Origin of the sequence: Brevibacillus sp. RS1.1, assembly GCF_013284365.1 — a bacterium.
Classification (GTDB): Bacteria; Bacillota; Bacilli; order Brevibacillales; family Brevibacillaceae; genus Brevibacillus; species Brevibacillus brevis_D.
In genome coordinates, this window is the sequence record NZ_JABSVA010000001.1 from 125891 (window position 1) to 148595 (window position 22705).

21 protein-coding genes and 1 pseudogene are annotated in these 22705 nt (G+C 44.3%); 7 read left to right on the top strand and 15 right to left on the bottom strand.

All coding sequences use genetic code 11. The annotated features are described in order from the left end of the window. Nucleotides 1-56: 56 nt before the first annotated feature. Complete coding sequence (locus HP570_RS00440) at nt 57-1754, bottom strand: L-lactate permease (RefSeq protein WP_015891345.1); 1698 nt, start codon at nt 1752-1754, stop codon at nt 57-59. Between the two features lie 345 nt (nt 1755-2099). Here HP570_RS00440 and HP570_RS00445 point away from each other — a divergent pair, with 345 nt between their 5' ends. From HP570_RS00445 to HP570_RS00460, 4 genes are all read left to right on the top strand, one after another. Continuing rightward, nucleotides 2100-2801, top strand: coding sequence for a FadR/GntR family transcriptional regulator (locus HP570_RS00445; protein ID WP_173624574.1), 702 nt, complete (start codon nt 2100-2102; stop codon nt 2799-2801). Between the two features lie 98 nt (nt 2802-2899). Continuing rightward, entirely contained in the window at nt 2900-3634 is a 735-nt protein-coding gene (locus HP570_RS00450) for a (Fe-S)-binding protein (protein WP_015891347.1), read from the top strand. Continuing rightward, entirely contained in the window at nt 3631-5130 is a 1500-nt protein-coding gene (locus HP570_RS00455) for a LutB/LldF family L-lactate oxidation iron-sulfur protein (protein WP_173624575.1), read from the top strand. Before HP570_RS00450 ends, HP570_RS00455 begins: the two co-directional genes overlap by 4 nt. Further along, nucleotides 5117-5818 carry a LutC/YkgG family protein gene (locus HP570_RS00460; RefSeq protein WP_173624576.1) on the top strand — a complete coding sequence of 234 codons (702 nt, stop codon included), beginning with the start codon at nt 5117-5119 and terminating at the stop codon, nt 5816-5818. The genes HP570_RS00455 and HP570_RS00460 overlap by 14 nt, the downstream gene beginning before the upstream one ends. A gap of 179 nt (nt 5819-5997) precedes the next feature. Here HP570_RS00460 and HP570_RS00465 read toward each other — a convergent pair whose 3' ends face one another. Next, a complete protein-coding gene (locus tag HP570_RS00465; RefSeq protein WP_173624577.1) occupies nt 5998-6738 on the bottom strand; it encodes an SDR family NAD(P)-dependent oxidoreductase in 741 nt (246 codons plus the stop codon). A gap of 124 nt (nt 6739-6862) precedes the next feature. On the opposite strand from HP570_RS00465, the gene HP570_RS00470 reads away from it, so the two are divergent. Both HP570_RS00470 and HP570_RS00475 read left to right on the top strand, forming a co-directional pair. Then, on the top strand, nt 6863-7705 hold the full coding sequence (locus HP570_RS00470; RefSeq protein ID WP_173624578.1) for a LysR family transcriptional regulator: 843 nt from the start codon (nt 6863-6865) through the stop codon (nt 7703-7705). A gap of 298 nt (nt 7706-8003) precedes the next feature. Next, entirely contained in the window at nt 8004-8765 is a 762-nt protein-coding gene (locus HP570_RS00475) for an SDR family oxidoreductase (protein WP_173624579.1), read from the top strand. Nucleotides 8766-8812: 47 nt separating this feature from the next. Here the strand turns inward: HP570_RS00475 and HP570_RS00480 are convergent, their stop codons facing one another. From HP570_RS00480 to HP570_RS00540, 13 genes and pseudogenes are all read right to left on the bottom strand, one after another. After that, on the bottom strand, nt 8813-9178 hold the full coding sequence (locus tag HP570_RS00480; protein WP_173624580.1) for a MerR family transcriptional regulator: 366 nt from the start codon (nt 9176-9178) through the stop codon (nt 8813-8815). Nucleotides 9179-9407: 229 nt separating this feature from the next. Beyond that, nucleotides 9408-10190: a CsxC family protein gene (locus HP570_RS00485; RefSeq protein WP_142496854.1), complete on the bottom strand. Its 783-nt coding sequence runs from the start codon at nt 10188-10190 to the stop codon at nt 9408-9410. A 98-nt stretch (nt 10191-10288) separates the two neighbouring features. Then, nucleotides 10289-11020, bottom strand: coding sequence for a hypothetical protein (locus tag HP570_RS00490; RefSeq protein ID WP_254494950.1), 732 nt, complete (start codon nt 11018-11020; stop codon nt 10289-10291). A 302-nt stretch (nt 11021-11322) separates the two neighbouring features. Continuing rightward, a complete protein-coding gene (locus HP570_RS00495; RefSeq protein ID WP_041749454.1) occupies nt 11323-11511 on the bottom strand; it encodes an alpha/beta-type small acid-soluble spore protein in 189 nt (62 codons plus the stop codon). Between the two features lie 64 nt (nt 11512-11575). Next, nucleotides 11576-13006 carry a DNA primase gene (locus tag HP570_RS00500; protein WP_173624582.1) on the bottom strand — a complete coding sequence of 477 codons (1431 nt, stop codon included), beginning with the start codon at nt 13004-13006 and terminating at the stop codon, nt 11576-11578. Between the two features lie 7 nt (nt 13007-13013). Beyond that, nucleotides 13014-13484, bottom strand: a complete 471-nt coding sequence (locus tag HP570_RS00505; protein ID WP_173606074.1) for a MarR family transcriptional regulator — start codon at nt 13482-13484, stop codon at nt 13014-13016. A 93-nt stretch (nt 13485-13577) separates the two neighbouring features. Further along, nucleotides 13578-13847: a hypothetical protein gene (locus HP570_RS00510; protein ID WP_173624583.1), complete on the bottom strand. Its 270-nt coding sequence runs from the start codon at nt 13845-13847 to the stop codon at nt 13578-13580. Nucleotides 13848-13962: 115 nt separating this feature from the next. After that, nucleotides 13963-14421, bottom strand: coding sequence for a GreA/GreB family elongation factor (locus HP570_RS00515; protein ID WP_035985656.1), 459 nt, complete (start codon nt 14419-14421; stop codon nt 13963-13965). A 220-nt stretch (nt 14422-14641) separates the two neighbouring features. Further along, entirely contained in the window at nt 14642-16828 is a 2187-nt protein-coding gene (locus tag HP570_RS00520; protein ID WP_173624584.1) for a M56 family metallopeptidase, read from the bottom strand. Nucleotides 16829-16842: 14 nt separating this feature from the next. After that, nucleotides 16843-17226 (bottom strand): BlaI/MecI/CopY family transcriptional regulator, encoded by a 384-nt coding sequence (locus HP570_RS00525; RefSeq protein ID WP_015891363.1) that lies wholly within the window; start codon nt 17224-17226, stop codon nt 16843-16845. A gap of 1185 nt (nt 17227-18411) precedes the next feature. Next, nucleotides 18412-19524 (bottom strand): annotated as a pseudogene (locus HP570_RS29985) (RCC1 domain-containing protein); the annotation flags it as partial. Nucleotides 19525-19693: 169 nt separating this feature from the next. Next, complete coding sequence (locus tag HP570_RS00535) at nt 19694-21283, bottom strand: catalase (protein ID WP_173624585.1); 1590 nt, start codon at nt 21281-21283, stop codon at nt 19694-19696. An 80-nt stretch (nt 21284-21363) separates the two neighbouring features. Next, entirely contained in the window at nt 21364-22104 is a 741-nt protein-coding gene (locus tag HP570_RS00540; protein WP_309139181.1) for a 2-phosphosulfolactate phosphatase, read from the bottom strand. Nucleotides 22105-22217: 113 nt separating this feature from the next. On the opposite strand from HP570_RS00540, the gene HP570_RS00545 reads away from it, so the two are divergent. Next, nucleotides 22218-22664: a hypothetical protein gene (locus HP570_RS00545; RefSeq protein WP_142496847.1), complete on the top strand. Its 447-nt coding sequence runs from the start codon at nt 22218-22220 to the stop codon at nt 22662-22664. The last annotated feature ends 41 nt before the right edge of the window (nt 22665-22705 follow it).

Here is a 22705-nt window from a genome sequence, read left to right on the forward strand (position 1 = left end):
AAATGGTTTGGAACGGATAAAAAAACAGCGAGTGCTATTTCAGCACCCGCTGTTTTTTATGGAACCATCCATGACAGTAAATTGGACTGCAAATACGTGATAATACCGATTATTACAACCAAGAGTAGACTGTGTTTCACTGTAAAGCGGAATAAATCAGATTCTTTTCCGGCGAGTCCTACCGCAGCACAGGCAACGGCAATCGACTGCGGCGAAATCATTTTACCCGCTACACCACCGCTCGTATTGGCTGCAAGGGCCAAAACAGGTTCCATTCCCACTGAAGTTGCTGTGACTTTTTGCAGATTTCCAAACAGCAGGTTGGAAGAAGTATCTGAGCCAGTAATAAACACCCCTAACCAGCCAAGGAACGGAGAGAAGAACGGGAATAACATCCCCGTGCCTGCCAACGCCATCCCCAGTGTGGTACTCATTCCGGAAGCGTTTGCAACATAGGCAAAACCGACAACAGACGCAATCGTGAGCAGCGGAAATTTCAGCTCGTTCAATGTCTCGCCAAAAGTGGCAAGCCAATCTCTCCAAGAGATGCTGACGATAAATTTGGTTACGATGGCAGCAAGCAATATCGCTGTTCCGGCTGCTGCCAATACTTCCAATTTGAAGAGAGCAGCAATCGGTTTTCCATTCACATCGATAATCAGGTTATGCAGACCAGGGACCTCAGGCGTGAAGCTTAAAGCTTTGCCAATGGGATTGAGACAGTTAAATAAAAGATTAGCCCCTTCATATTTGCCGACCAGCGCTTTTTTCACAGTCGGAATCCCCCAGATAGAGATAAAGGCGGTCAATACCAGGAAGGGAGACCATGCCTTGAATATTTGTCCGGTTGTAAAGGGAGCTTTGCTGTTCTTGATCGCTTGTGAAGCGGCTGCTACTTCTGCGGTAGCTGCTTGTTCCGAGGCAAAACGGAAAATCGTTTTCGGTTTCCAAACTTTTAAGAACAAGGTTAACGCAACCAAAGAAACCAGTGCAGATAAAATGTCAGGAAGCTCCGGCCCCATAAAATTGGATGTGACGTATTGTGTCAAGGAGAAAGAAATGCCGGAAACTAGGATCGCTGGAAGCACTTCAAGAGCCTTTTTAAATCCAGACATGATCACAACCAGATAGAAGGGAACAAAAACAGATAGGATAGGCAGCTGGCGGCCGACCATTTTGGATATTTCCATGGCTGGAACGCCCGTGGGACCTTCCATGGCGATAATCGGAATTCCGATCGCGCCAAAAGCAACGGGTGCCGTATTGGCAATTAGGCAAAGACCCGCGGCATACAAAGGATGAAAACCCAAGCCGACAAGAAGCGCAGCAGAAATCGCTACAGGAGCGCCAAAACCGGCAGCCCCTTCAAGAAAGGCTCCAAAAGAAAAGGCGACAAGAAGCGCCTGCAGACGGCGGTCTTCCGTGATCGATAAGACAGAGCTGCGGATAATATCAAATTGCCCTGTCTTCACCGTGAGCTTGTACAAAAATACTGAGGAAATGATGATCCATCCGATGGGCAGAATACCATAAACGGCTCCTTGCACCGAAGACATTATCGCTATTCCCGCAGGCATGCGATACACCAATACGGCAACTAGGATCACCATCAGTAAAGTGGTCAGCCCTGCCATATAGCCTTTCATACGTTTGATCGCAAGCGCCCAGAAAAAATAAAGAATGGGAATAAGCGCAACAAGCGCAGAGATTCCGAGACTCCCCCCAACAGGAGTAAAAACTTGCGTCCATGTCATGGTTTCCACCTCTTTTTTATTCTTTTCATTTGAAAGCGGTTTCGGAAATGAAATTTTAAAATGGCTTGATATCCCCCTTACGAACTTATATTTACCCGACAGTCAAAGTGTCACCATCTGATATGGTCATCTGATGTCTTCTATTCGACAGTTCTCATTATATGTACCCCTGTTTTTTTTGACAAGTATTTTTTGAATATTCGAAACTGGTAGTTTAAAAGTTGAATGATTTCCCTTTTCCACTCGCAACCAATGCCAGAAAGAATGCAGCCTTGACAACTAACTGACAATTCAGCTAGTATGAACTCATCAGATGACCCTAAGAAAGTAACGGGTGAATGCAGAATGAAAGCGATACCAAAATTCAAAGTACGTAAAACGTACGAAGAAGTATCCGACTATATCAAAGATCAAATTATGAATGGAGTTTACAAACCTGGAGATCGCCTGCCTTCTCTTCGCGAATTCAGCGAGCTTTTCGGAGTCGGTCAGTCAACCATGCGAGAGGCAATCAGTGCACTCAAAACGATGGGTCTTGTGACCATTCGTCAGGGGGAAGGTACTTTTGTCACCCGCTTAAATCCAGATGAGGTATTGTCAGGATTTGAACCGATTCAACCTGTCACGGAACAAGACATCATGTCACTCTTGGAGGTTCGGAAGATCATTGAGACGGGAATCGTTCAACTGGCCGCCGAGAGACGTTCTAATGAAGATTTGCAACGCATCGAGGATGCATTGAAAGAAATGGAAGCCGCAGTTTCAAATGGAGATTTAGGAGAAAAGGCCGACTGGAAATTTCATTACGAAATCGCCAAAGCTTGTCATAACTCGGTTCTGGAATCGATCATGCAAACCATATCTGAAACCATGAGCAAGGCATTAAAGGCAAGCCGCGAAAAAATGTTTCAAACGAAAGGAAATCCGGAACGGCTCCTGGCTGAACACAAGGAAATTTTCAAGGCGATCGCCAACAAAAATTCAAAAAGAGCCGAAGAATCCATGCTCTACCACCTACTTGGCGTAGAAAAAGAGATGTTTGATTAAGATCAAACATTTTCTTTTAAACCAAGTCATCAGATGACATCATGACCATATAGATTATAGATCATTATGGCTAACACATTCGAAAGGGAGCTGAATGAATGAAAGTATCAATGTTTATTACTTGTCTATCAGATGCTTTTTATCCTAAAGTGGGCGAAGCAATGGCACGACTTCTCGCCAGATATGGCATCAAGCTGGATTTTCCCGAACTGCAAGTGTGTTGCGGCCAACCAGCTTTTAACAGCGGGTTTTGGGATACCGCTAGAGAAGGCGCAAAAACAATTATTCATGCATTCGCAGACAGCGATTTTGTGGTTGCTCCATCCGGTTCGTGTATCGGGATGATTCATCACCACTACCCTACTCTATTTAAAGAAGATCCGAAATATCTGGCAATGGCCCATGATCTCATTGGTAAAAGCTATGAGTTCTCGCAGTTTCTCGTTCATGTGCTCGGGGTGACGGATATCGGTGCCCTCTTCCCCCACCGCGTCACCTATCATCCCTCCTGCCACGGCAGCCGTTTACTTGGCGTCAAAGACGAGCCTCACATTCTGCTCTCCCAGGTAAAAGGCTTGGAGTTCGTGCCCCTTCCTTTTGCGGAAGATTGCTGCGGATTCGGAGGAACTTTTGCCATAAAGGTCTCCGACATCTCCGGTGCGATGGTTACGGAAAAAGCAGAACATGTGCTGGAAACCAAAGCAGAAGTCCTGGTGGGCCTTGATATGGGCTGTCTAACAAATATCTCCGGACGTTTACACCATGCTGGACATCCGATTCGCGTAATGCATCTGGCAGAGCTATTGTATGAAGGGGTGAAAGAGAGGGTATGAACGTAAAAACATCCTCAACCGCAACTTTAAATGAACGCGCACAAACTGCACTAAACGATAATTTTTTACGAAATGCCGTAAAATTCACAACAGAAAGACTAAGAACAAACAAAGTTACAGCAACTGACGAGTTGGGTAACTGGGAAGAATGGCGTGAACAAGGACGGCAGATTCGCCTGCATACAATTGCACACTTAGACTACTACCTGTCGCTGTTCGTAAATAATGTGCGAGCGTCAGGTGGGCATGTACATTTCGCCTCTGATGCCAAAGAAGCTATCGAAATCACAATGAATATCGTGAAAGAAAAGCATACTCGATCCGTTGTCAAATCAAAATCGATGCTTTCTGAAGAAGTGCATATTAATCAAGTGTTTGAACAACATGGAATCGAAGTGGTGGAAACGGACTTAGGAGAATATATTATTCAACTCGCTGGTGAGACTCCCTCCCATATAATCATTCCCGCCATTCACAAAAACAAAGAGCAAGTAGCAGAGCTATTTTCAAACGTGGCTGGAAAGCGCTTACCAGCAGATACTGCTGTTCTGGCAGGCTTTGCCCGATCCAAGCTGCGGGAGAAATTCCTTGAGGCCGATATTGGGATGACTGGATGCAACTTTGCTATCGCGGAAACAGGCTCCATTGCATTGTTTTCCAATGAAGGAAATGCCCGCATGGTAAGCACGGTTCCTAAAACACAGATCACCTTCATGGGCATGGAAAGAATCATTCCCTCTTTGGAAGACCTTGAAGTAATGGCTACCTTGCTGCCGCGTGCCGCTACAGGGCAAAAGCTGACGGTATACATGTCGTTGATAAATGGGCCTCGCCGCTCAGATGACTTCGACGGACCAGAGGAGTTACACGTAGTAATTATTGACAACGGCCGTTCTAAGCAGCTGGGAGATCCCGAATTTCAGGAGGTTTTAAACTGCATCCGCTGCGGAGCATGTCTAAATGCTTGCCCTGTCTATCGACATGTAGGCGGACATGCGTATGGTTGGGTGTACAGTGGTCCGATTGGCGCCGTACTGACTCCTCTCCTGCATGAAGACAAGGAATTGGCGAATGCATCCAGCCTATGTGGGGCCTGCTATGAAGCCTGTCCCGTCAAAATACCGCTGCATGATATGCTCGTCTATCAGCGTAGACGAAATGTGGAAGAAGCTTTGACAAAGAAAGCGGAACAACTGGGAATGAAAGCCTTTAAATTTATTTCTTCCAACCACAGGCTGTTCCATCGAATTCTGCGAATCAGCCAACTGGGACAAAAGCCTTTTGTCAAAGGTGGAGTGATCACAGCCAAAATCGGACCTTTAAAGGGTTGGAATACCTATCGTTACGCACCAAAACTTGCCCAACATTCCTTTCGGGATACGTGGAAAGCGCTTGATACTGAACTTCAGTTTGAATTGCAAGAAATGGGTCCGGAAATGAAAGATCGTCTAGCCGACATCCTGAAAAAACGGGGGGACACACATGAGTCACAGTGAAAAAGAAGCACAATTCTTCAACACGATCGCAAATCGGTTAGGCAGAAGCCGGATGACCACTCCTCCCCCACAACCCGTTCGCGGTGTTCCGGACTTTTGGAAAATGTACCATCTCAGCTCTGATGAAAGAATAGACCTATTTATTAAAAATTGGGGGATGCTTGGTGGTGTCGCTAAACGCTTTTCTTCTCCAGAAGCGCTTTGCTCATATATCGCTGAAGTAGTCCAAACCTTTGAAGCAAAACGAATCATTCACGAAGACCACGCCCTTTTTCAAAGCATGCACCAGGACGGCCCATTTAATGGTGTAGAGATGACGATATGGCGGAAACAGGAAGAATCTGATTTGCTGAGTAAAGCGGCGCATGCTGATATTGGGATTTCTATTGCAGATTTTGCTATTGCCCATACTGGCACAATCGTAATGACTTCGGCAGCGTCAAAAGGCCGCTCTCTCAGCCTACTGCCCACCATTTTTATGGCTGTCATTCGAACTGAAAATATCAAAACACGTATGGGTGAAGCTCTACAGGAAATCAACAAATGGAATAACGTCAAAATGCCTGCGGGCGTTCACTTGATTTCCGGTCCCAGCCGTTCAGCCGATATTGAGAACGACTTAACCATTGGCGTTCACGGTCCAGGAATTGTTCACGCACTTATCCTTGAAGAAGAGACCAAAGCATAAATGGAATCACAGACGAATGCCCGATGGAAGGGTGCTACCAGATCGAATGTTCAGTAAAGCAGTGGTAAGTCTAGGACTTTATTTTCTCGTCCAAGACTACCACTGTTTTGATTTTACTGTTCAGTCTACATCCTTCTGCCCTAATATCCTTTCATGCCTCGATTGTTTGTAGAAGATGTTTAAAGTGTTTGACCATTATCGATTGTAAAAACTTGGCCTGTAACAGATTCTTGAGTCAGTTGAAAAAGAATAGCCTCTGCAATATCATTAGGTGTTGAAATTCTCTTAAGTGGTAAATTGCCTGTAAGTTTATACATCTTTTCTTCATGACCAGACCACCACCTTGTATCAACTGCACCAGGAGATATACAATTCACTCTGATATAAGGTGCTAATGCGATAGCTAACGACCTTGTCATTGTGTGGATTGCTGATTTTGTTGCTGCATATGGGATAGATGAGCCTATTCCGGTCGTTCCTGCAACGCTTCCTATATTAACAATTACACCCGATTGTTGCTTTTTCATATAAGGGACAACAGCTTTTATGCAATGAAACATCCCTTTTACATTTACATTGAGAAGGGAATCCCACACTTCATCTGTTACGGCGACTAAGTCATCCATAGCTATTTGAGCCGTAATACTCGCATTGTTTACTAAACCATCGACCTTCCCAAATGTTGATACAGTTTGGGATACCATATTGATCACTTCGTTTTCTATCGCTACATTCGCTCTATAAGCAAATGCTGTTCCCCCTTTCTGTGTAATTTCATTGACGACTTCGGCAGCTTCTTTTCCCGATCGGCTATAATTAATAACAACTTTTGCACCAGCAGCAGCTAATTTCAAAGCGGTTGCTCTACCAATACCAGTACCACCGCCTGTTATAATAACTACTTTATCTTTTAATTCCACTCTAAATCCTCCTTACTTTGTCTAATTTATATGTTCTATTATGCTTTTATTAATATGAGGAGTATAATTCTGAATAATGAAGAAGGTATCATTTTAAATGATACCAATGAGAGGAATGTTATTCTTGGAAAGTCATGATTTGTGGATTTTTAAACATGTTGCAGAAATGCAATCAGTATCTAGAGCCGCAGAAAAATTGGGCTATGTACAACCTAATGTCAGTCAGCGAATTAAGAGCTTAGAAGATGAACTAGGTGCTAGATTATTTGTGCGTAATAATAGAGGAGTAACATTGACCGAGGAAGGAAAAGTTTTATTAGATTATACAAATCAAATTATAAAATTAATGGATGAAGCCAAGTCATTAATTAACCCCCAAAAATGGAGGGAACCTTTAACAATTGGTGCATCCCAAACGATCTCTGCAGTTAGAATTCCTCAGCTATTTTCTTCTTTTTTAAGGGAACATAAAAATATCGATGTAAAAGTAAAAACACATGATAAGAAAAAGTTACAGGAAATGCTTTCCTATGGAGAACTTGATGGTATTTTTATAAATGATGCATATAATTACCCACAGTTCGAAACCGTTTATAGTTATTTTGAGAAACTCGTACTCGTTTTACCTCAACATAGTCATTTTGAAAAGAAGCATGAACAAACGTTAATTGTTAATAGTGATCCAAATTGCATATATAGAAACAAAACATTAGAATTTTCCAAGGAGAATAACTTTTATGATCCGACTATCATGGAGTTTGATTCACTTGAATCTATTCTGCAAGCAGTTCAAGATGGGCTTGGTATCAGTATAATACCGGCAGACGTTGCAAAAAATCGAACAGAAGTACAATTAATTCGATATAAAGAACTGTCTGAAACAATCAAGATTGATTTTCTAATCAAACATAGAAAACAGCAACCACAAGGTCTAAAAAAATTTATTCAATTTTTAAAGAGAAAATAATTATGGTAATAGTCTATTGCATCTAATTTCCGTAACATCTTGGTGCTGATTGATCCCAAGGAGCTGCAACATATACCTCTAGTATTAATCTCCTTCTCCCTTCGTGAAGCTTCTGTTTTTCATTCCACACACTCCTTTTCAAAAATTACACAACAGGTTTTCTTTCCCGTATACCGACTATCTAAATTTTGGAGAGGTGAACCCCTCTTTTTCCTCCATAAGCCCTTGACCTTCACATTAGCGTGAACGTTTAGACTACATTCAGAAAGATAACTCATCCACTCAAGGAGGAACAAAAATGAACAACAACTATACAGGGAAAAAAGCAGTCGTAACTGGAGGTACACATGGTATGGGCTTGGCTGTGGCAAAAGCTTTGCTGGCAGGCGGCGCCGAGGTCATCGTCTCTGGTCGCAATCCGAAAAATGCGGAAGAAGCAAAACGTGAGCTGGGAGAACGGGCACATGTTGTGGTGTCTGATGTATCGAGCATGAAGGATGTGCAAGCATTCGGAGAGTATGTTGAAAAGCATTTTGGCAAGATCGATTTTCTCCATGTAAATGCAGGCACTTCCATTCTGGAACCGTTTTTGGAAGTCAATGAAGAGACCTACGATCGAATTTTTGAGGTAAATACGAAAGGGGCATTTTTCACCGTTCAGCGATTGGCGCCACTTATTCATGAAGGCGGTTCGATCGTATTTACATCTTCCGTAGCAGATGAAGGCGGCTATCCTGGCATGAGCGTATATAGTGCATCCAAAGCGGCATTGCGTTCCTTGGCCTCCAGCTTTGCGGTGGAGTTGCTAGACAAGGGCATTCGCGTCAATGTCGTGAGTCCTGGTTTCATTGATACACCTTCCATGGGAGTTGCCGGTTTCACAGATGCGGAACGCGTTACCTTCCAGGAGCTTGGCGACAAGGTTACACCCATGAAACGTCATGGTTCATCAGAAGAAGTGGCGAGAGCGGTGCTTTTCCTCGCTTTTGACGCCACTTTTACGACTGGTGCGAGGCTAACTGTGGATGGTGGCATCGGACAAAACTTGCATTCCTTGTAAAAAGACGGCCCCGGAGCAGCTGATCGCTTCGGGGCCGTGACTATGTACTAGTTCGTAACCTTTTTTCCACGTGTAATGGATATTTGCCTCTCCAGCGTTTTTTTCCACTCTTGGAGTGCCTCAATCTGTTCGTTCACTTTGCTGAGCTTTTGTTCGTAAATCGCCAGCATTTCCTCGCAATATTCGTAATCGTCGGGAGATGCCACTTCCCCTCGGAACACCAATCTGATTTCATCTGCTGTTAAGCCCAGCTTCAAGTACAGTTGAATCATCTTGACACGGTTGACTGCCGATTCATTGAAATAACGGTAATCATTTTCCAGTCGTTCTGCCTGTAGCAAGCCCTTCTCTTCATAATGGCGGATTGACCGGGTACTGACATTGGTTAATTGTGATAATTCGCTTATTTTCACGCAGCAAAGATCCTCCTCGTATGAGATTGCTCTCCCAATTATATGCCAGAATGGCAGAGTATCCATATCGTTTTTGATTACGAATCGATATTTGTATTTTCGTTGATTTTTGACCTGCTTTTGACGAAAAGCATCGTTTGCCTAAACAAAATGAGACTACCAGTCAGCAAGTATAACGCTACTGGTAGTCTCATCTGCCCTTTTTCTATGTTTTTTTCCTACAGCTATGCTACCATTTTTTCTTAGGTGGACATATCGGTTTGCAAGGTGGCGGAAATGTCGGTTTTGGAGGATGTGTCGGTGGTGGTGTTGGAATAGGAACTTGTTGATCCTGCAAAACTTTTATACCAAGACGCAGTACGATTTTTTCACGGACGGTCGAGAATGTTTTGGTTGTGTCTTTGCACCGCTTATTTTCCAAACCGATGTCTAATTCGGTGAATTCCGTGAATACCAATTCACAATACGGTCTTTCGTTGTAAACTTTTCGGTTACCGAACAAACCTACGTTAATCTTTGCCGCATGCCCTGATTTATTCAAATATTCTCCGTGTGACTCGAAATCTGGTGCCAGTTGCAAAGTCGGTCCTGTAGCCGGAAAGGTCAGATCCGTACAGAAATCGAATGGTATCAGAGCCGTTGTATGTCGGACATCACCGCATACAGCAGTTCCTGTTACTTGGTCGACTGTGGTGTACTCGATATTTTTGCGAATGAAACCACTCACGAACAGCTTTGCAGACAACGGGTTAAATGTAGGAACCAGCTCACATTGCTCCAGAATGACACTCTTCAATACCCGAATGATCTCCAGTGCAGGCCTCTCCAAGTGAACGTTAGCCTCTACACATACGACAACAGCCGTTTCTGCCAACGTTACAGGTACTTTTATCGTTTTAGGAAAAATGGTATCGGTTGAAGCCATTCCGAACACACGGGCGTTTTCTACCGTGCAGCTATTTTGCGTAACTTGAGTTTGGCCACAATTACAGCCATCGCCATGTATTCCCATGTTTACTCTCTCCTTTATCAGCCACCTACTCTCTTTATATTATATGGACTAGACACAATATGGATTTGGCTGATGCCAAGCGTTATCTGCCCTTTTTTCTAAAAAAGACTGTTTACCTTTTTCGTTATGTATGGAGGCGGAGCAGGAACCAGCTGCTTCCGATACCACCATACACGACCGCTAATGGTTGCCAAGCCGCTGAACTCCTTCCATGTTGATTGCGAATGGGTGAGCGGATCTGCTGTGATGTTGATTTGCCAGTCCCCCGTCTCTATCCATCTATTCGTCGGACAAGTTGGTGCTCCATGAAAAATGGCGTTTGTTGCTACATTTCCTTTCGGTATGGAAGGGCGTAATACTGTAGCGGTAAATGGAATGCGAATCGTTTCATGCTCTACTTTTTGCGAATGGACAGTGACGCCCAAAGCCTGGACTTCCAATTCACCTGACAGCCAGACAATCTTTTTACTATCCTCATGCCGAACGTGCTGGACATCGATCTTACTTTGGCATTCCACCTCTTTCCACTCAAGCTTCCAGGGCACGCGTAAGGAATGGACCCACTCTACGTCCCAAATTTCTTCTAAAAAAGCAACCTGCATAAACGATTGTCCCACATTTTCCACGTAGACTACTTTTGCTTGAATCAGTTCTTGCTTGGATCTGTTGTTTTCTTCAGTAAGAGTCTTGGCCTCCATGGAGGTGGGAGGCGTGGGAGAAGTGGACTGCGGTGTGACTTGTTCAGTAGCTGTCTGCTTGACCCGATGTAAAGGCGCATGGTTTCGTTTACCCTTGGGTTTCCTGGTGCGATACATTTTCTGCTTATCCATGGAACCTTCCTGGGGCTTTATCTGTTCCTTTGGTGCGACAAAGAGGAGCGGGAGTGATGCTCTCGACTTTTGCAAGGCTCCTCGCTGGTTAAGAATGGGTCTTCTATTCTTCGGATTTCTCTTGTCGTTCGGCATGTCCTCACTCCTTTCCATCAAAATATGCCTTCCTTTATCCATACGTGATCGCCCGTCTGGTTGTATAGACACTTGCCCCTTGAGTAAACAATTCGTCATCGACCTTCACCAATGCCTCTGTCAGTACACTGTATGTAAGCAAAAGAAAAATCCCTCACAAGGAGGGATTACAGGCGAAACATTTGCTGTTCCGCGTATTGTACCAAACGCTTCGTCATCTCTCCGCCGACAGAGCCATTTTGGCGTGCCGACGTATCTGCGCCCAACTCGACTCCGAATTCAGCAGCGATCTCGTACTTTAATTGATCTAATGCTGCACGAGCTTGTCCATTCACCAAGGAATTCGAACGTGCCATGCTGTTCACCTCTGGTTGTGATTGTTGTCGTGTATGGTAGTATGTGCAGATTATGGGAGTGTATTCAAACATGCTCCGACTGTAGTCTTTGTTCTTTGGAAACGACACCACTCACCACGTAAACTGGCGCGCCTTCCTCCGAATACACTTTTCTCGCCATGTCCGTTTGCTCCCATTTTTCTAAAAACGTTGCTGCCTCATCCATGGTGATCCTGGCATTATAAGCCAACTCGTAAACTGCTAAAGTACCGCCTTTCTTTGTAGCTACTTGCAGTGCGATTCGCTCGATTCTCTCTAGCTCCCGTTCTTTTGAGAAGGCAAAATAACCGTAGACTCCTCCTATAATGGTGCAAGCGAGAATGAAGATAAGGCTGTTCCAATGTACAAGGGCATAGCCGCCTACATAGCTGAAGACAAATGCTAAACAGCTAAACAGCAGAAATTTCGTCCTTTTATCGATCCATGCAGGGATCGGTTCATACTCTTCGTCATAATCGTACACTTTCGACTCATCCGTATAATTCGGAAAGAGATAGAGGATTCCATCATCTTCTTGATACGCAATCGAGCAGTAGTTTCTTTTGTGCCATCTATCGATCATGGGTTCGATCGATTGATAGCTTTCCTGCGTATAATAAGGAATTTCTTTCTGATTGAGTTCCCCTTCATTATCCATGACATACGCCAAAACATTGTGTTCCGAATGTCGTTGATCCTCTTTTCGATGGGTGGTTAATAGGTAACGTCCGATTAAAACAAGAAAGATAAGTGCAGTAATTGTAGCATAGAGATACTCACTCAGGTTTTGTAAGATCTGTTCTTCGGAGATCATAACCAATGTGCCGATAACGGTAAGGGATACACCACCAACAATTCTTTTTTTACGTTTGCGCTGCGTTCGTTCCAGCTCTTGTGTTTCATCATCGTCGTGATCGTCATCATCATCATCATCATAATTGTCATCATCGTCATCGTAGTCATAATCGTCGTCATCGTCATCGTAGTCATAATCGTCGTCATCGTCATAATCATTTTGCGTTTCCTCATCATCAGCCTTCTTGTTGTCATTACTTTCATAAGGCATTTGTCTGTATACGTAATCATCCAACTGATAGACCGCCATCTTGCCAGGTAAGGAGGACGTCCTCAGAATTTTTAGTCGTTCCATCTCTTTTAGAATTTGCTCACACTGCGATAGCGACAACTGAGATTCCAGAGCAAACGATGCAACAGAGACGACTCCATGATTACGATTGGCGACTTTCATGGCAACAGCTTGCTGTGTTCGTTGCATTTGCTTTTTTGACAGCCTTTTTCCTTCCATGTAAAAGAGCGCGTAACCAATGGAAATGAGACTCATCAAGATTGCTAAGAAGATTGCGTTATCTAAGATTTGATAGATAACCTCAATGACAAATAAACCAGCAAACAAAGCAACTATGAGAAAAAAGCCAATAATTTGAAGAAACGCCAAGAGACCCAAAATTATTTTCATTCGCCGCTCATACCTCACCTTCACTAAAGCCCTCGAAATAATAGAGAATGTCACCCTTTTCGGTTACACTTAGGTCAGCGAAACCGTCTTTTTGAAGCTTACTTAAAATATTCTGGGCTTTTTCTATCGTAAGAGTAGATTGGGACGCGATATCCGCAGCTGTCACATAGCCCTGCTGATCACGCGCAAGGGAAAGGATAAGCAGGATATTATCGGACTCAAGGCTTTCATGAAACTTGAGTTTCTTGAGCCATTTTGATTTTGCCCTTTTATATTTGATTTCAAGAGGAAGTCCAAGGATGAAACCAAGTGCCATGGCATATACCACATAATGTAAGGCTGTCATTTCATAAGGAATGTACGTTTTATATCTGTCCCCATAAGTGGAGAGCAGAAAAGTTTCCACATAAGGTTGTAGGATCGGCAGCAGCCAGAGAGATAACAACCAAATGCAAATTATCATCCCAAAAACAATCATGAAATCCCTTCTTTTCATTCTATTTTTCAGAAATATCATCCGACTAAATTTTACCTGAATAAATAAAAAAAGACACTAACAAATTTCTAGTGTCTAGAGACCCATTTTCCCATGTTTCTCGAACCCAACCCTGGAAGGGAGATTCTTTACATCCTCACTATGATAAGCATGGATAATATCCGGTACATACGCTACCGTCAATCGGATGCCTTCAAGAATCATTTCCTTTTCTTCCCCTGACACGCTAAAAAACGGATCACCGCATTTTTCACAAGCCATCACCCACTGCTCCCCCAGCTTTTGCAGGCGATTCATATCCCATTGCACATCTTGTTCACATGTTGGACAGGCAATGATTTGCATTGTCTTTCCCCCTGTACCCTTAGCTTACTTTTCTTGTATTTTACTAAAATGGACAAAAAAAGGCACTAACCTCGTGTTAGTGCCTTCTCATGTGATCCTTGTGATGGGGAGGTTCCTAAGGTGACGAAAATCCCCCCATATATGTAAAGCTTATCTCCCGAACCTGCACCTGTTGTCTGCCAACCGGACTTTCCAGCACAACAGAATCGTGTGGAGCCGCTAGCAGCAGTTGCCTGCCTATGGGCGATAAGAATGAAATTCTGTTGTTATCCGGGTCAATGTCTGTGGGATACACCACAGTAAATGACTCCTCAAATTGATCTTCTTCAAATAGCACTTTAACGCTGCTGCCTAATAATGTAATTGCTTTAAGCGATTGAAAGAGTGCACTGTCTTCTTTAGCCAAAAGGCTTTCAAGTGTTTGCTTGTAACGATCGACAATCTCATCGATGGCTTGCTTTTCTTTCCCATAATTGCGTACATATTGATCATAAAAGAGTGAATACTGCTCGTCAAAAAAGACTAGCTGGTTGATTAGATGATTTCTGGTGCCATTCAAAATACTAGGGTTCATAGTAGATTTCACCCCCCAGTTGCTTTTCATAAACATGTTTGATGAACGTAATGTTCTTCATCAGATAAACCCTCCTTAAAAAAATAGCCCCCGAAGGGACTCTCATCATTGTATCAATAATTACAAAATGATTCCATCTACTGTTTAGAAATGCTTTACAAAAGAAGATCAAAAAAGGAAAGAGTCTGCACGCTTTATGTACAGACTCTAAATGTTCCCGCTACTTTTTCAAATCGATCGCTTTTTCCTTTACCAGAGCTGCTACCATTTGCTGTTGTGCTTCTTCTTCCACTTCTTTGAACGTCACTTTATAGCAGATATCTCCTTTTAACCAAAAATAAGTGTGGTTGTACTTATCCGTTGGGCTACTCAGTGTATCATCGATTTTATACGGCACTGTGCGGAATACTTCTTGGCCACCGATGTTCAAAGAGGTGACTGGAACTTCAAATTTTACCCCGTCTATTCTCTCAAAAGGGATCTTTTTTGTTTTTCTCATGTTTTCCACAATGGATTTGTCCTTGATTTGGGCAAACAACACAATCGTTTTTGGTTTTTCAGGATTTTCAAACGTGAGATGGATGGTGCGCTTTTGTTTATCCTCTTCGTTTTCAGGATAACTAAAATTGAGCTTCTTGTTCACATATGCATCTGTTGCCTTGTATCCTCCAGGCAGCTCCAACGGAAAGGCTGGTGCAAAACCGATTATTCCTGAGAAGTACTCCACATCCTCTAAATCAAGGATATTGTAATTTAATATGTCGTAATTGACGTACCTTTTTCTCAGTTCTTCATTTGGAGCTTGAAACGATTCAATGACTTTTACGATCTCCTCATTTTCGAAGGAGCTATCTCCTTCGATTGAGTAATAGAGACCTTCATCACTCCAGAAATAAAGTAAGTCTTGACCAACCGAATCCTTATCATAAGTTGTCTTTCTTTTGATAACTTTTACGGTTTTTCCATTCGCAGATAGATCTTCTTCTGCTGAAAGTGTGGAGAGGATGCTACCGTCTTCCGATTTCACGTGTAAAGAATTCTCGGTCCTTTCGATTGTGCTCGTTACTATTTTGAAACTGGTATCGGGACCTTTGAAATAATGGAACACGCCATTATCAGAAGGTTCAGATTCCCCCAAGTGATAGATAAGGCTGTTTTGATAGGTAAATTCTGGTGGCAAATAAGACGGAACTTTGAAAGGAAAACCAGCAAGTTTTTCAGCTTTTTCCAGCCGATTTGTCTCCTTGACGGCTGTTTCCTCAAACAAGGGGCGCAATTTTTCATCCTGTTTTACAGGCATCCGAAGTGTTGACGGCTCTGCTGCATTTGTAAGTGTGACTGCACTAATAACGAGCCCGCATGCAATGGCTACAGCAGATAACCTTGCGGAGCCTTTTTTGAACGTGGAAATCATTTGAATTCTCCTTTTCATTTGATTGATATGGTGAGAATGGTGAAAATAGAGCGGATACGACATGGGTCTTTTTTCTGAGATCTGTCTCGCAAATGAAAGGAGTGTCATGCCATAGGGAATCGCTTCTTTTTCCCCCAGAATCTCCAAAACATATTCATCACAGGCAAGTTCCATATCAGCCTTCATTTTTCGAATCCATAGCCAGACAAGCGGATTCATCCAATGGATGGCGAGTGCCAGGGAGCCGATGAAGCTCCACAGCAAATCTTTGCGCTTATGATGAGCGAGCTCATGTGCGAAGACGTGATACAGCTCGGCATCTGACAACGATTGGTATACATCCCGCGGACAATAAACCCATGGTGATAAGATCCCCGAGATTAGCGGCCCCTTTGCCAGCGTTCCTGTGTATACGGGCATTTGCCTTTTCACACCGAACTTCTCCCTGCACGCATTCATGATGGTCGTTACCCTTTCATCTGTCACCCGCATCAAAAAGCGTTCTTTGGTGTGCATGTTATACAGGTAAATGAATAGTCTTGCTAGCAAAATGACTACGCCGATAAGCCATAAAACTGCCATGATTTGGATGTAAGCTGGATGTGAGGATGATCTTTCAGTTATCCCCTCATCCTTGACAACTTCGGTTTGTATTGGGGTATTCTCATTGTGTTCTGATCCATGTGAGAGATCTGAGATGACGGCAGGCGATTGTGTGGTTGTCTGTAGTAGTGGTTCTGCGGAGAAAGAAAGCGGCTGTTCGACGGACATGCTCGTACTCGCCCAGGATATCCAAGTGAAGAGGCTAAATGAACTCTCCGGTAGCACGGGAATCATTAGTCGGGCTAAAACGATGAACCATAACAAATGGTGCATACGCCAGCTGATCGCTTTGTGAACCCCTTTTTTCATGGCTACCAACAAAATAGCTACTAGGCTTGCTCCCAACGAGATGTAGCACATCCACAAAAAAACATTCCCTAGAATATCCATTTATTGGTCCCTCATCACTGCTTTTTCTTTTGTTTTTCCGTCAGTATTTTTTGCAGCTTATCGATTTCTTCATTGGATAGTTGCACATCTTCGAGAAAATTGGTCATCATCGTGCCTACTGCCCCGTTAAATACTCGTTTCAAAAAGGACTCGCTTTCCGCCCGTTTGCATTCATCTTCCTGGACGAGTGGGAAATATCGGTAGCTGCGGCCCGATTTTTCATAGCTGATTGCCTTCTTTTTAAGCAGCCTGTTCAAAAACGTGCGTACCGTTTGCTCCGTCCATTCGATATCGGCTGGTAAACGCTCAATGATTTGCTCCGCTGTCGCTGGATGATCTCGCCAGATCACCTTCATGATTTCCCACTCGGCCTCCGATATTTTCGGAATGTTGTTCATCCATACATCACCTCTTAGATTTACAAGTGTAAATTCAGCTTCTATGAAAATATTACAATTGTAAATACAAACTGTCAACCATCTTTTTCCACAACTTCTAAAAACGGAAAAATGAAAAGCACAGTAGAAAAAGAATATTCCCACTGTGCCGTTACTTTTCTTCTTTTATTGTCTGACCCTATCTGGGTGAAGCTCACCTTTTCCGTATGGATTATCGCCAATCAATACGATCTTATCAGCTTCAGTGACCAGCACATGATAATGGTAGCCTGGCCCTTCGATCGCATAGTCGTACGAAGAAGAAATCAGTCTAACGGGAGTCGCCACTTTTTGCTTTTGAAGCGGTTCCCATTCGTGTTCGAAGATTTGCCCATCCTTCGTAATCCGCAAACGTCCGCTCATCATGGCAATGCCTTCTTCCGTTTTGGGTTCCAGCTTTACTTTGATAGCTCCAGCGTTCTTTCCTTCACTCTCAGGGTAAACCTGCATTTCCTGAACCTTGCCTGCATCATTGATTGCCCAAACTGATGCGGTATCCTTTGTATAACGGACAAAATATTCAGGCGCAAGCTCACGAATTCCTTCCAAACCAGCTATTGTCGCAAATGAAGTGAACGGTTCATCATTCTTCCGTTCTGCGTACAATACCTGACCATTTTTCGTCACAGCAAAAAACGTATAAAGATTGGCATAAAGCTTGGTCACATCCGCAGCCATTTTTGAATCTATTTGGAGGGTTTCCACTTTTTGTGGGCGCAGGTTCGTGATGACATATACCCCTCCGCGTTCGGCAGAATCAAAGCTGAATTCCACAGTCAGGAATTGGTCATCCTCCGTACGCAACAAGAGATGCTCCTCTCCACCAACAAAATCCTTAATGCGAGAAGGCAACGCCAATGTTTGACAGCTGCTAAATTCACTGGTCCACAACTGGATTTGTCCGTTCTCATTCAAGGTAACCGGAGAATCCAGGATGCTATCCATTGTTTTTACTTTCGTAGGTCCTTTTACTTCATATGGCACTCGATCCGCGCCAAAACCCCATACAGAACCATCCTTCCGAACGAAGTACGGTCGATTCAGCTCAGTTACTACCTGTTTTACATCACGTAATTCGCCCAATTCCGTCCAAGTGTCAAAGGTAACAGGGATTCGCCCCAGCTGTCCTGTCATATTGCTGCCAAATGAATAGACGTTTCCTTTTTTATCGAGAGCAATCACATGGTCGGTGCCCGCTTTTACGTCCGTGATATCAGAAAGACCCGCTATTTTAACTGGCTCCTCGAGCTCATTTTCCAGATTCGCACCAAGCATTCCTAGTGTATTATGTCCCCAGCCCCAAACAGTTCCGTCCACTTTTACGATTACGTACATTCCTTCTCCGCCAACTGCCATCCGCATGGCACCATCTGCATGAGCAGCACGCACTACTTTTTCATTTTCTTTTGTATTGTAGCTGTACACTTCGCCCTTATCTGTTTGGATCAGGGCGCGATCCGTGTAATCGACGGCTACCTGTTTGACTTTCCCTGGGATATCCATTACCTGTAGATTTTCAGTGTTCAGCTCTCCGGATTTGCCATCGAGATAAAGAAGCTTCCCTTGGTCATCTACTAGAAACAAGGAAAAGGCAGAGCTATACATGTCACGGATATTCGAGAGCTTCGTCACCTTTTCCGCTGCTTTCGCTCCTTTTTCCCATTTCAGTACAGTACCGTCTTCTTTCAGTAAAAAAAGTACGCCTTCATGAAGATCGAGCTGCTGAATGTTCTTGATTTTATCCAAACCGGCCAGTTTTTCTGGTGCTTTCTTCTCATCAATCTGCCATACTTCACCAGCGCTCGTGAGGACATAATCCGTCATGACTTGCTTGGCATCCTTGATCCCGGCTAGCTTGTGCGGTTCATACTTCTTGTCAGATTGAAAGCCCCACTTCCACACTTGCCCATCCTCAGTGAAGGCATAAGAAATGCCTGGCCTCCACCCATAGCCTGCTTCATCAAAAATGACGCCTGTTGCAATGGCAGTAATCCCTTCCAGTACCGGCTTATTCCCCAATGGTTTCCAGGACTTCATCGTTGTGTTCGATAAATCTGCTTTTGCATCATCTTGACCGCAAGCCTGTAGCTTCACCTCGGTATTGCCCGTCGTGCTAACCGTTGCTTCAACCTTTTGGGAAGCTGCCTTCGCAGGGGATGCAGCAACGACGCCCCCTGTCGTCAATAGGGAAAGTACCGCGGTATAGCTCAACACTGCTACCCATTTCTCTCTTTGTACCATCATGAGTCTCCTCGCCATCGTCAAATGTAAACAAATGTAAGACGTTGGCAACTCGAATTGCGTTACTGTAGATCGCCGGCTTCGTGATCCCTACTTCTGTAGCAATTGCAACCGGATACAAATAAGAGCTTTACCATAGATTCGGCAAAGCTCCGCAGTTCATTCAGTCTTGTTTTCACGCGGGTCATCAGTAAGGCTTGGACGGGCGAGACTTCTGTTCAGCTTCCTTGACAGCCGCTCCAGGATTCGTCGCTCCCATCGGTCCGCCCATTTCTTTGTGATTTCCGCCATTGCCCTGTGCAACTCCAGCTTTCAAACGCTGACCGTACTCTTCGTCACATTGGGAGAAGTAACCAAGCATTTTCTCTTGAATGCGAGGATCACAGGAGAGGAGTGCATCCGTCAGATTGGCAATGAGGTCTTCTCTTTCCCAGTCTTCCAAGAGGCGGTATCGTTCTCCCGCCTGTTTGAAATCGTTGGTGCGATCAATTTTTTGACGAACGACCTTCCCTTCCACTTCTGGCTGATGATCAGGAGCTGCTTGCTTGGCTTCCTGCAATCCGCCAATCGTTGATGGCTCATAGTTAATATGCCGCTGGGTCCGATCAACTCGATACAGCATTTGACCGCCTTCCTGATTGGTAGCGACATGCTTTTTGGGAGCGTTGACCGGAAGCTGCAAATAGTTGGCGCCAACGCGATACCGTTGCGTATCGGAGTAGGAAAAGGTCCTTCCTTGCAGGAGCTTGTCATCAGAGAAATCAAGTCCATCCACTAAAACACCTGTCCCAAATGCTACTTGCTCGACTTCAGCAAAATAGTTATCCGGGTTTTTGTTCAATACCATTTTGCCTACCGGAAGAAACGGAAACTGATCTTCAGGCCATATTTTCGTTGGATCAAGCGGATCAAAATCGAGTTCGGGATGATCGTCATCACTCATGATCTGGACGCACATTTCCCACTCCGGATATTCTCCCCGCTCAATCGCTTCATACAAATCCTGCGTGGCATGATTGAAGTTTTTCCCTTGGATCTCTTCCGCCTGTTTTTGTGTCAAATTCTTAATTCCTTGCGCTAACGGCTGCCAATGGTATTTGACCAGGACCGCTTTTCCTTCATGGTTTACCCACTTGTACGTGTTTACGCCAGAGCCTTGCATTTGTCGATAGTTCGCTGGTATTCCCCACGGGGAGAACAAAAACGTAATCATATGTATGGCCTCAGGCGTGTTCGAGATGAAGTCAAAAATCCGTTCCACGTCTTGAATGTTTGTGACAGGATCAGGCTTGAACGCATGGACAAGATCAGGAAACTTCATGGCATCCCGAATGAAAAAAACTTTGAGGTTATTGCCTACCAGATCCCAGTTCCCGTCCTCTGTATAAAACTTCACCGCGAACCCACGTGGATCTCGCAATGTTTCGGGCGAATGTGTGCCATGATTTACCGTAGAAAACCGCACAAACACAGGCGTTTTTTTCCCACGCTCCGAAAACAGCTTTGCCCTCGTGTACGTAGAAATCGACTCATCACCAACGGTTCCATACGCTTCGAAATAGCCATGTGCTCCTGCACCTCGACTATGCACGACACGCTCAGGTGTTTTCTCCCGATCAAAATGCGTAATTTTTTCAAGAAAATCGTAATTCTCCAGAACGGTTGGCCCGCGATTTCCAACTGTCCGCAAGTTCTGGTTGTCTGTGATCGGATGGCCTTGACGATTCGTCAGGATATTATCTTCTGCCTGGCTGATGGACTTGCTCTTTTCATCCATATGAATCCTCCCTGTCCAGTTTTTCTCATGTGTGGTTCATAACCATGGTTACCGAATGAGGGATTCTTTATGCGAAAAGACTAAATCGCTTCGTACGCAAAATCATCGTTAAGCACTGGAACTGCGCCACTCTGATTCCACTGCGCTGCAAGTTCGACATCTTCCGGGTACCCCATACTGATCAGTTCTTGGCCAGAAGCACATTTCTGCAAGTAAGCAGGAAGATGATCTTGAGCCGATCGAAAGGCTGCCACTGCTATTTCGGCCTCTGGTGACAATCGATATCCCTTCAATTCATGAAGCAGCGCACCTGCCGCAATCATATCTTCAATAGCAGGTCGCAATGCTCCATTTCCCCACCGTTCACCGCAAGCAATGACGGTTACGGTTCCATTCTGCTGCTGTATGTATCTGGCCACAGATGGCGCGTTTCGCAAGCACGCAGCGATTACCTTCGCACCTGTTTTCTTCGCCAACACGGTACAGGTCGATCCGTTTGGCGAGGGTAATACGATTCTACTTCCCATTGGAACCGTTTTCAAACAGGTGGGTGAAAGGGAGACTGGTTCTCCGCGTTTTCCAGCGAGCAGCGCTGCTTTTTGTTTGGCGAATGCTACGGTTGACTCATCCTTTACCTGATAAGGATAGACGATACCTCCTCGTCCCGTTACGATATCGACACACGTGCTGAAGGAGAGCACATCGATAATGACGATCATATCCGATGCTGCCCCGACCTGTTCTACCCCTTCGTATCCCCAATCAAATCGAGCTGTATAGTCAAGTTGTTTGCATACAGTTCTATCTCCCAAACCCTCCACCATCCTCTATCAAAAATAGGTACTCGTCCCCTTACGTTCGCCGTTACGAATTAAGACAAGAAACAATATCGTATTATTGTCCCACTAGATTAACAAGAATGGAGTGAACATGGATGTCTGAAATCGAATACGACGACGATCAAGGTAATTCGGAAAAAAGAAATCACAAACGCCCAAGAAGAAATACTGTGAGAACGACCGGTATTTTGCAAAACAACCTCGCCCGTGCTCTCACCGCTCACCTCGACCTGGTAAATCTGAACACAGAACCGGTTGAAGTACGTGTGCAAGTATTAAACTGGGGTAACGCAGTTACGCAAACGAATCCAGTTAGCACCTTGCTTGACATCACGCAATTTATCCCAGCGAATACTCGAACTGCTTTCAATGCGCTGATCCCCGCTTCTTTCCACTATGAAGTCCGCCTTACCGTAGCAGAAAACAACAGAAATGTCCTTCTCACCACTTATGGCCGTACTACTATCGGCGGCGGTCAAGTTGTTGGTCTTACCGTTCTTGACAGTCAGTTCCAAACTGTCGAAATCGAAACTTGTATTTAACTATCTTGCAGGAAGAAAATGAGGAATTATGGTGGGACGCC

What these genes read in the sequence shown, in the direction of transcription:
- HP570_RS00440 (WP_015891345.1), bottom strand. Translation starts at nt 1,754, where the DNA reads ATGACATGGACGCAAGTTTTTACTCCTGTTGGGGGGAGTCTCGGAATC.
- HP570_RS00445 (WP_173624574.1), top strand. Translation starts at nt 2,100, where the DNA reads ATGAAAGCGATACCAAAATTCAAAGTACGTAAAACGTACGAAGAAGTA.
- HP570_RS00450 (WP_015891347.1), top strand. Translation starts at nt 2,900, where the DNA reads ATGAAAGTATCAATGTTTATTACTTGTCTATCAGATGCTTTTTATCCT.
- HP570_RS00455 (WP_173624575.1), top strand. Translation starts at nt 3,631, where the DNA reads ATGAACGTAAAAACATCCTCAACCGCAACTTTAAATGAACGCGCACAA.
- HP570_RS00460 (WP_173624576.1), top strand. Translation starts at nt 5,117, where the DNA reads ATGAGTCACAGTGAAAAAGAAGCACAATTCTTCAACACGATCGCAAAT.
- HP570_RS00475 (WP_173624579.1), top strand. Translation starts at nt 8,004, where the DNA reads ATGAACAACAACTATACAGGGAAAAAAGCAGTCGTAACTGGAGGTACA.
- HP570_RS00485 (WP_142496854.1), bottom strand. Translation starts at nt 10,190, where the DNA reads ATGGGAATACATGGCGATGGCTGTAATTGTGGCCAAACTCAAGTTACG.
- HP570_RS00490 (WP_254494950.1), bottom strand. Translation starts at nt 11,020, where the DNA reads ATGGATAAGCAGAAAATGTATCGCACCAGGAAACCCAAGGGTAAACGA.
- HP570_RS00495 (WP_041749454.1), bottom strand. Translation starts at nt 11,511, where the DNA reads ATGGCACGTTCGAATTCCTTGGTGAATGGACAAGCTCGTGCAGCATTA.
- HP570_RS00500 (WP_173624582.1), bottom strand. Translation starts at nt 13,006, where the DNA reads ATGAAAATAATTTTGGGTCTCTTGGCGTTTCTTCAAATTATTGGCTTT.
- HP570_RS00505 (WP_173606074.1), bottom strand. Translation starts at nt 13,484, where the DNA reads ATGATTGTTTTTGGGATGATAATTTGCATTTGGTTGTTATCTCTCTGG.
- HP570_RS00510 (WP_173624583.1), bottom strand. Translation starts at nt 13,847, where the DNA reads ATGCAAATCATTGCCTGTCCAACATGTGAACAAGATGTGCAATGGGAT.
- HP570_RS00515 (WP_035985656.1), bottom strand. Translation starts at nt 14,421, where the DNA reads ATGAACCCTAGTATTTTGAATGGCACCAGAAATCATCTAATCAACCAG.
- HP570_RS00520 (WP_173624584.1), bottom strand. Translation starts at nt 16,828, where the DNA reads ATGGATATTCTAGGGAATGTTTTTTTGTGGATGTGCTACATCTCGTTG.
- HP570_RS00525 (WP_015891363.1), bottom strand. Translation starts at nt 17,226, where the DNA reads ATGAACAACATTCCGAAAATATCGGAGGCCGAGTGGGAAATCATGAAG.
- HP570_RS00535 (WP_173624585.1), bottom strand. Translation starts at nt 21,283, where the DNA reads ATGGATGAAAAGAGCAAGTCCATCAGCCAGGCAGAAGATAATATCCTG.
- HP570_RS00545 (WP_142496847.1), top strand. Translation starts at nt 22,218, where the DNA reads ATGTCTGAAATCGAATACGACGACGATCAAGGTAATTCGGAAAAAAGA.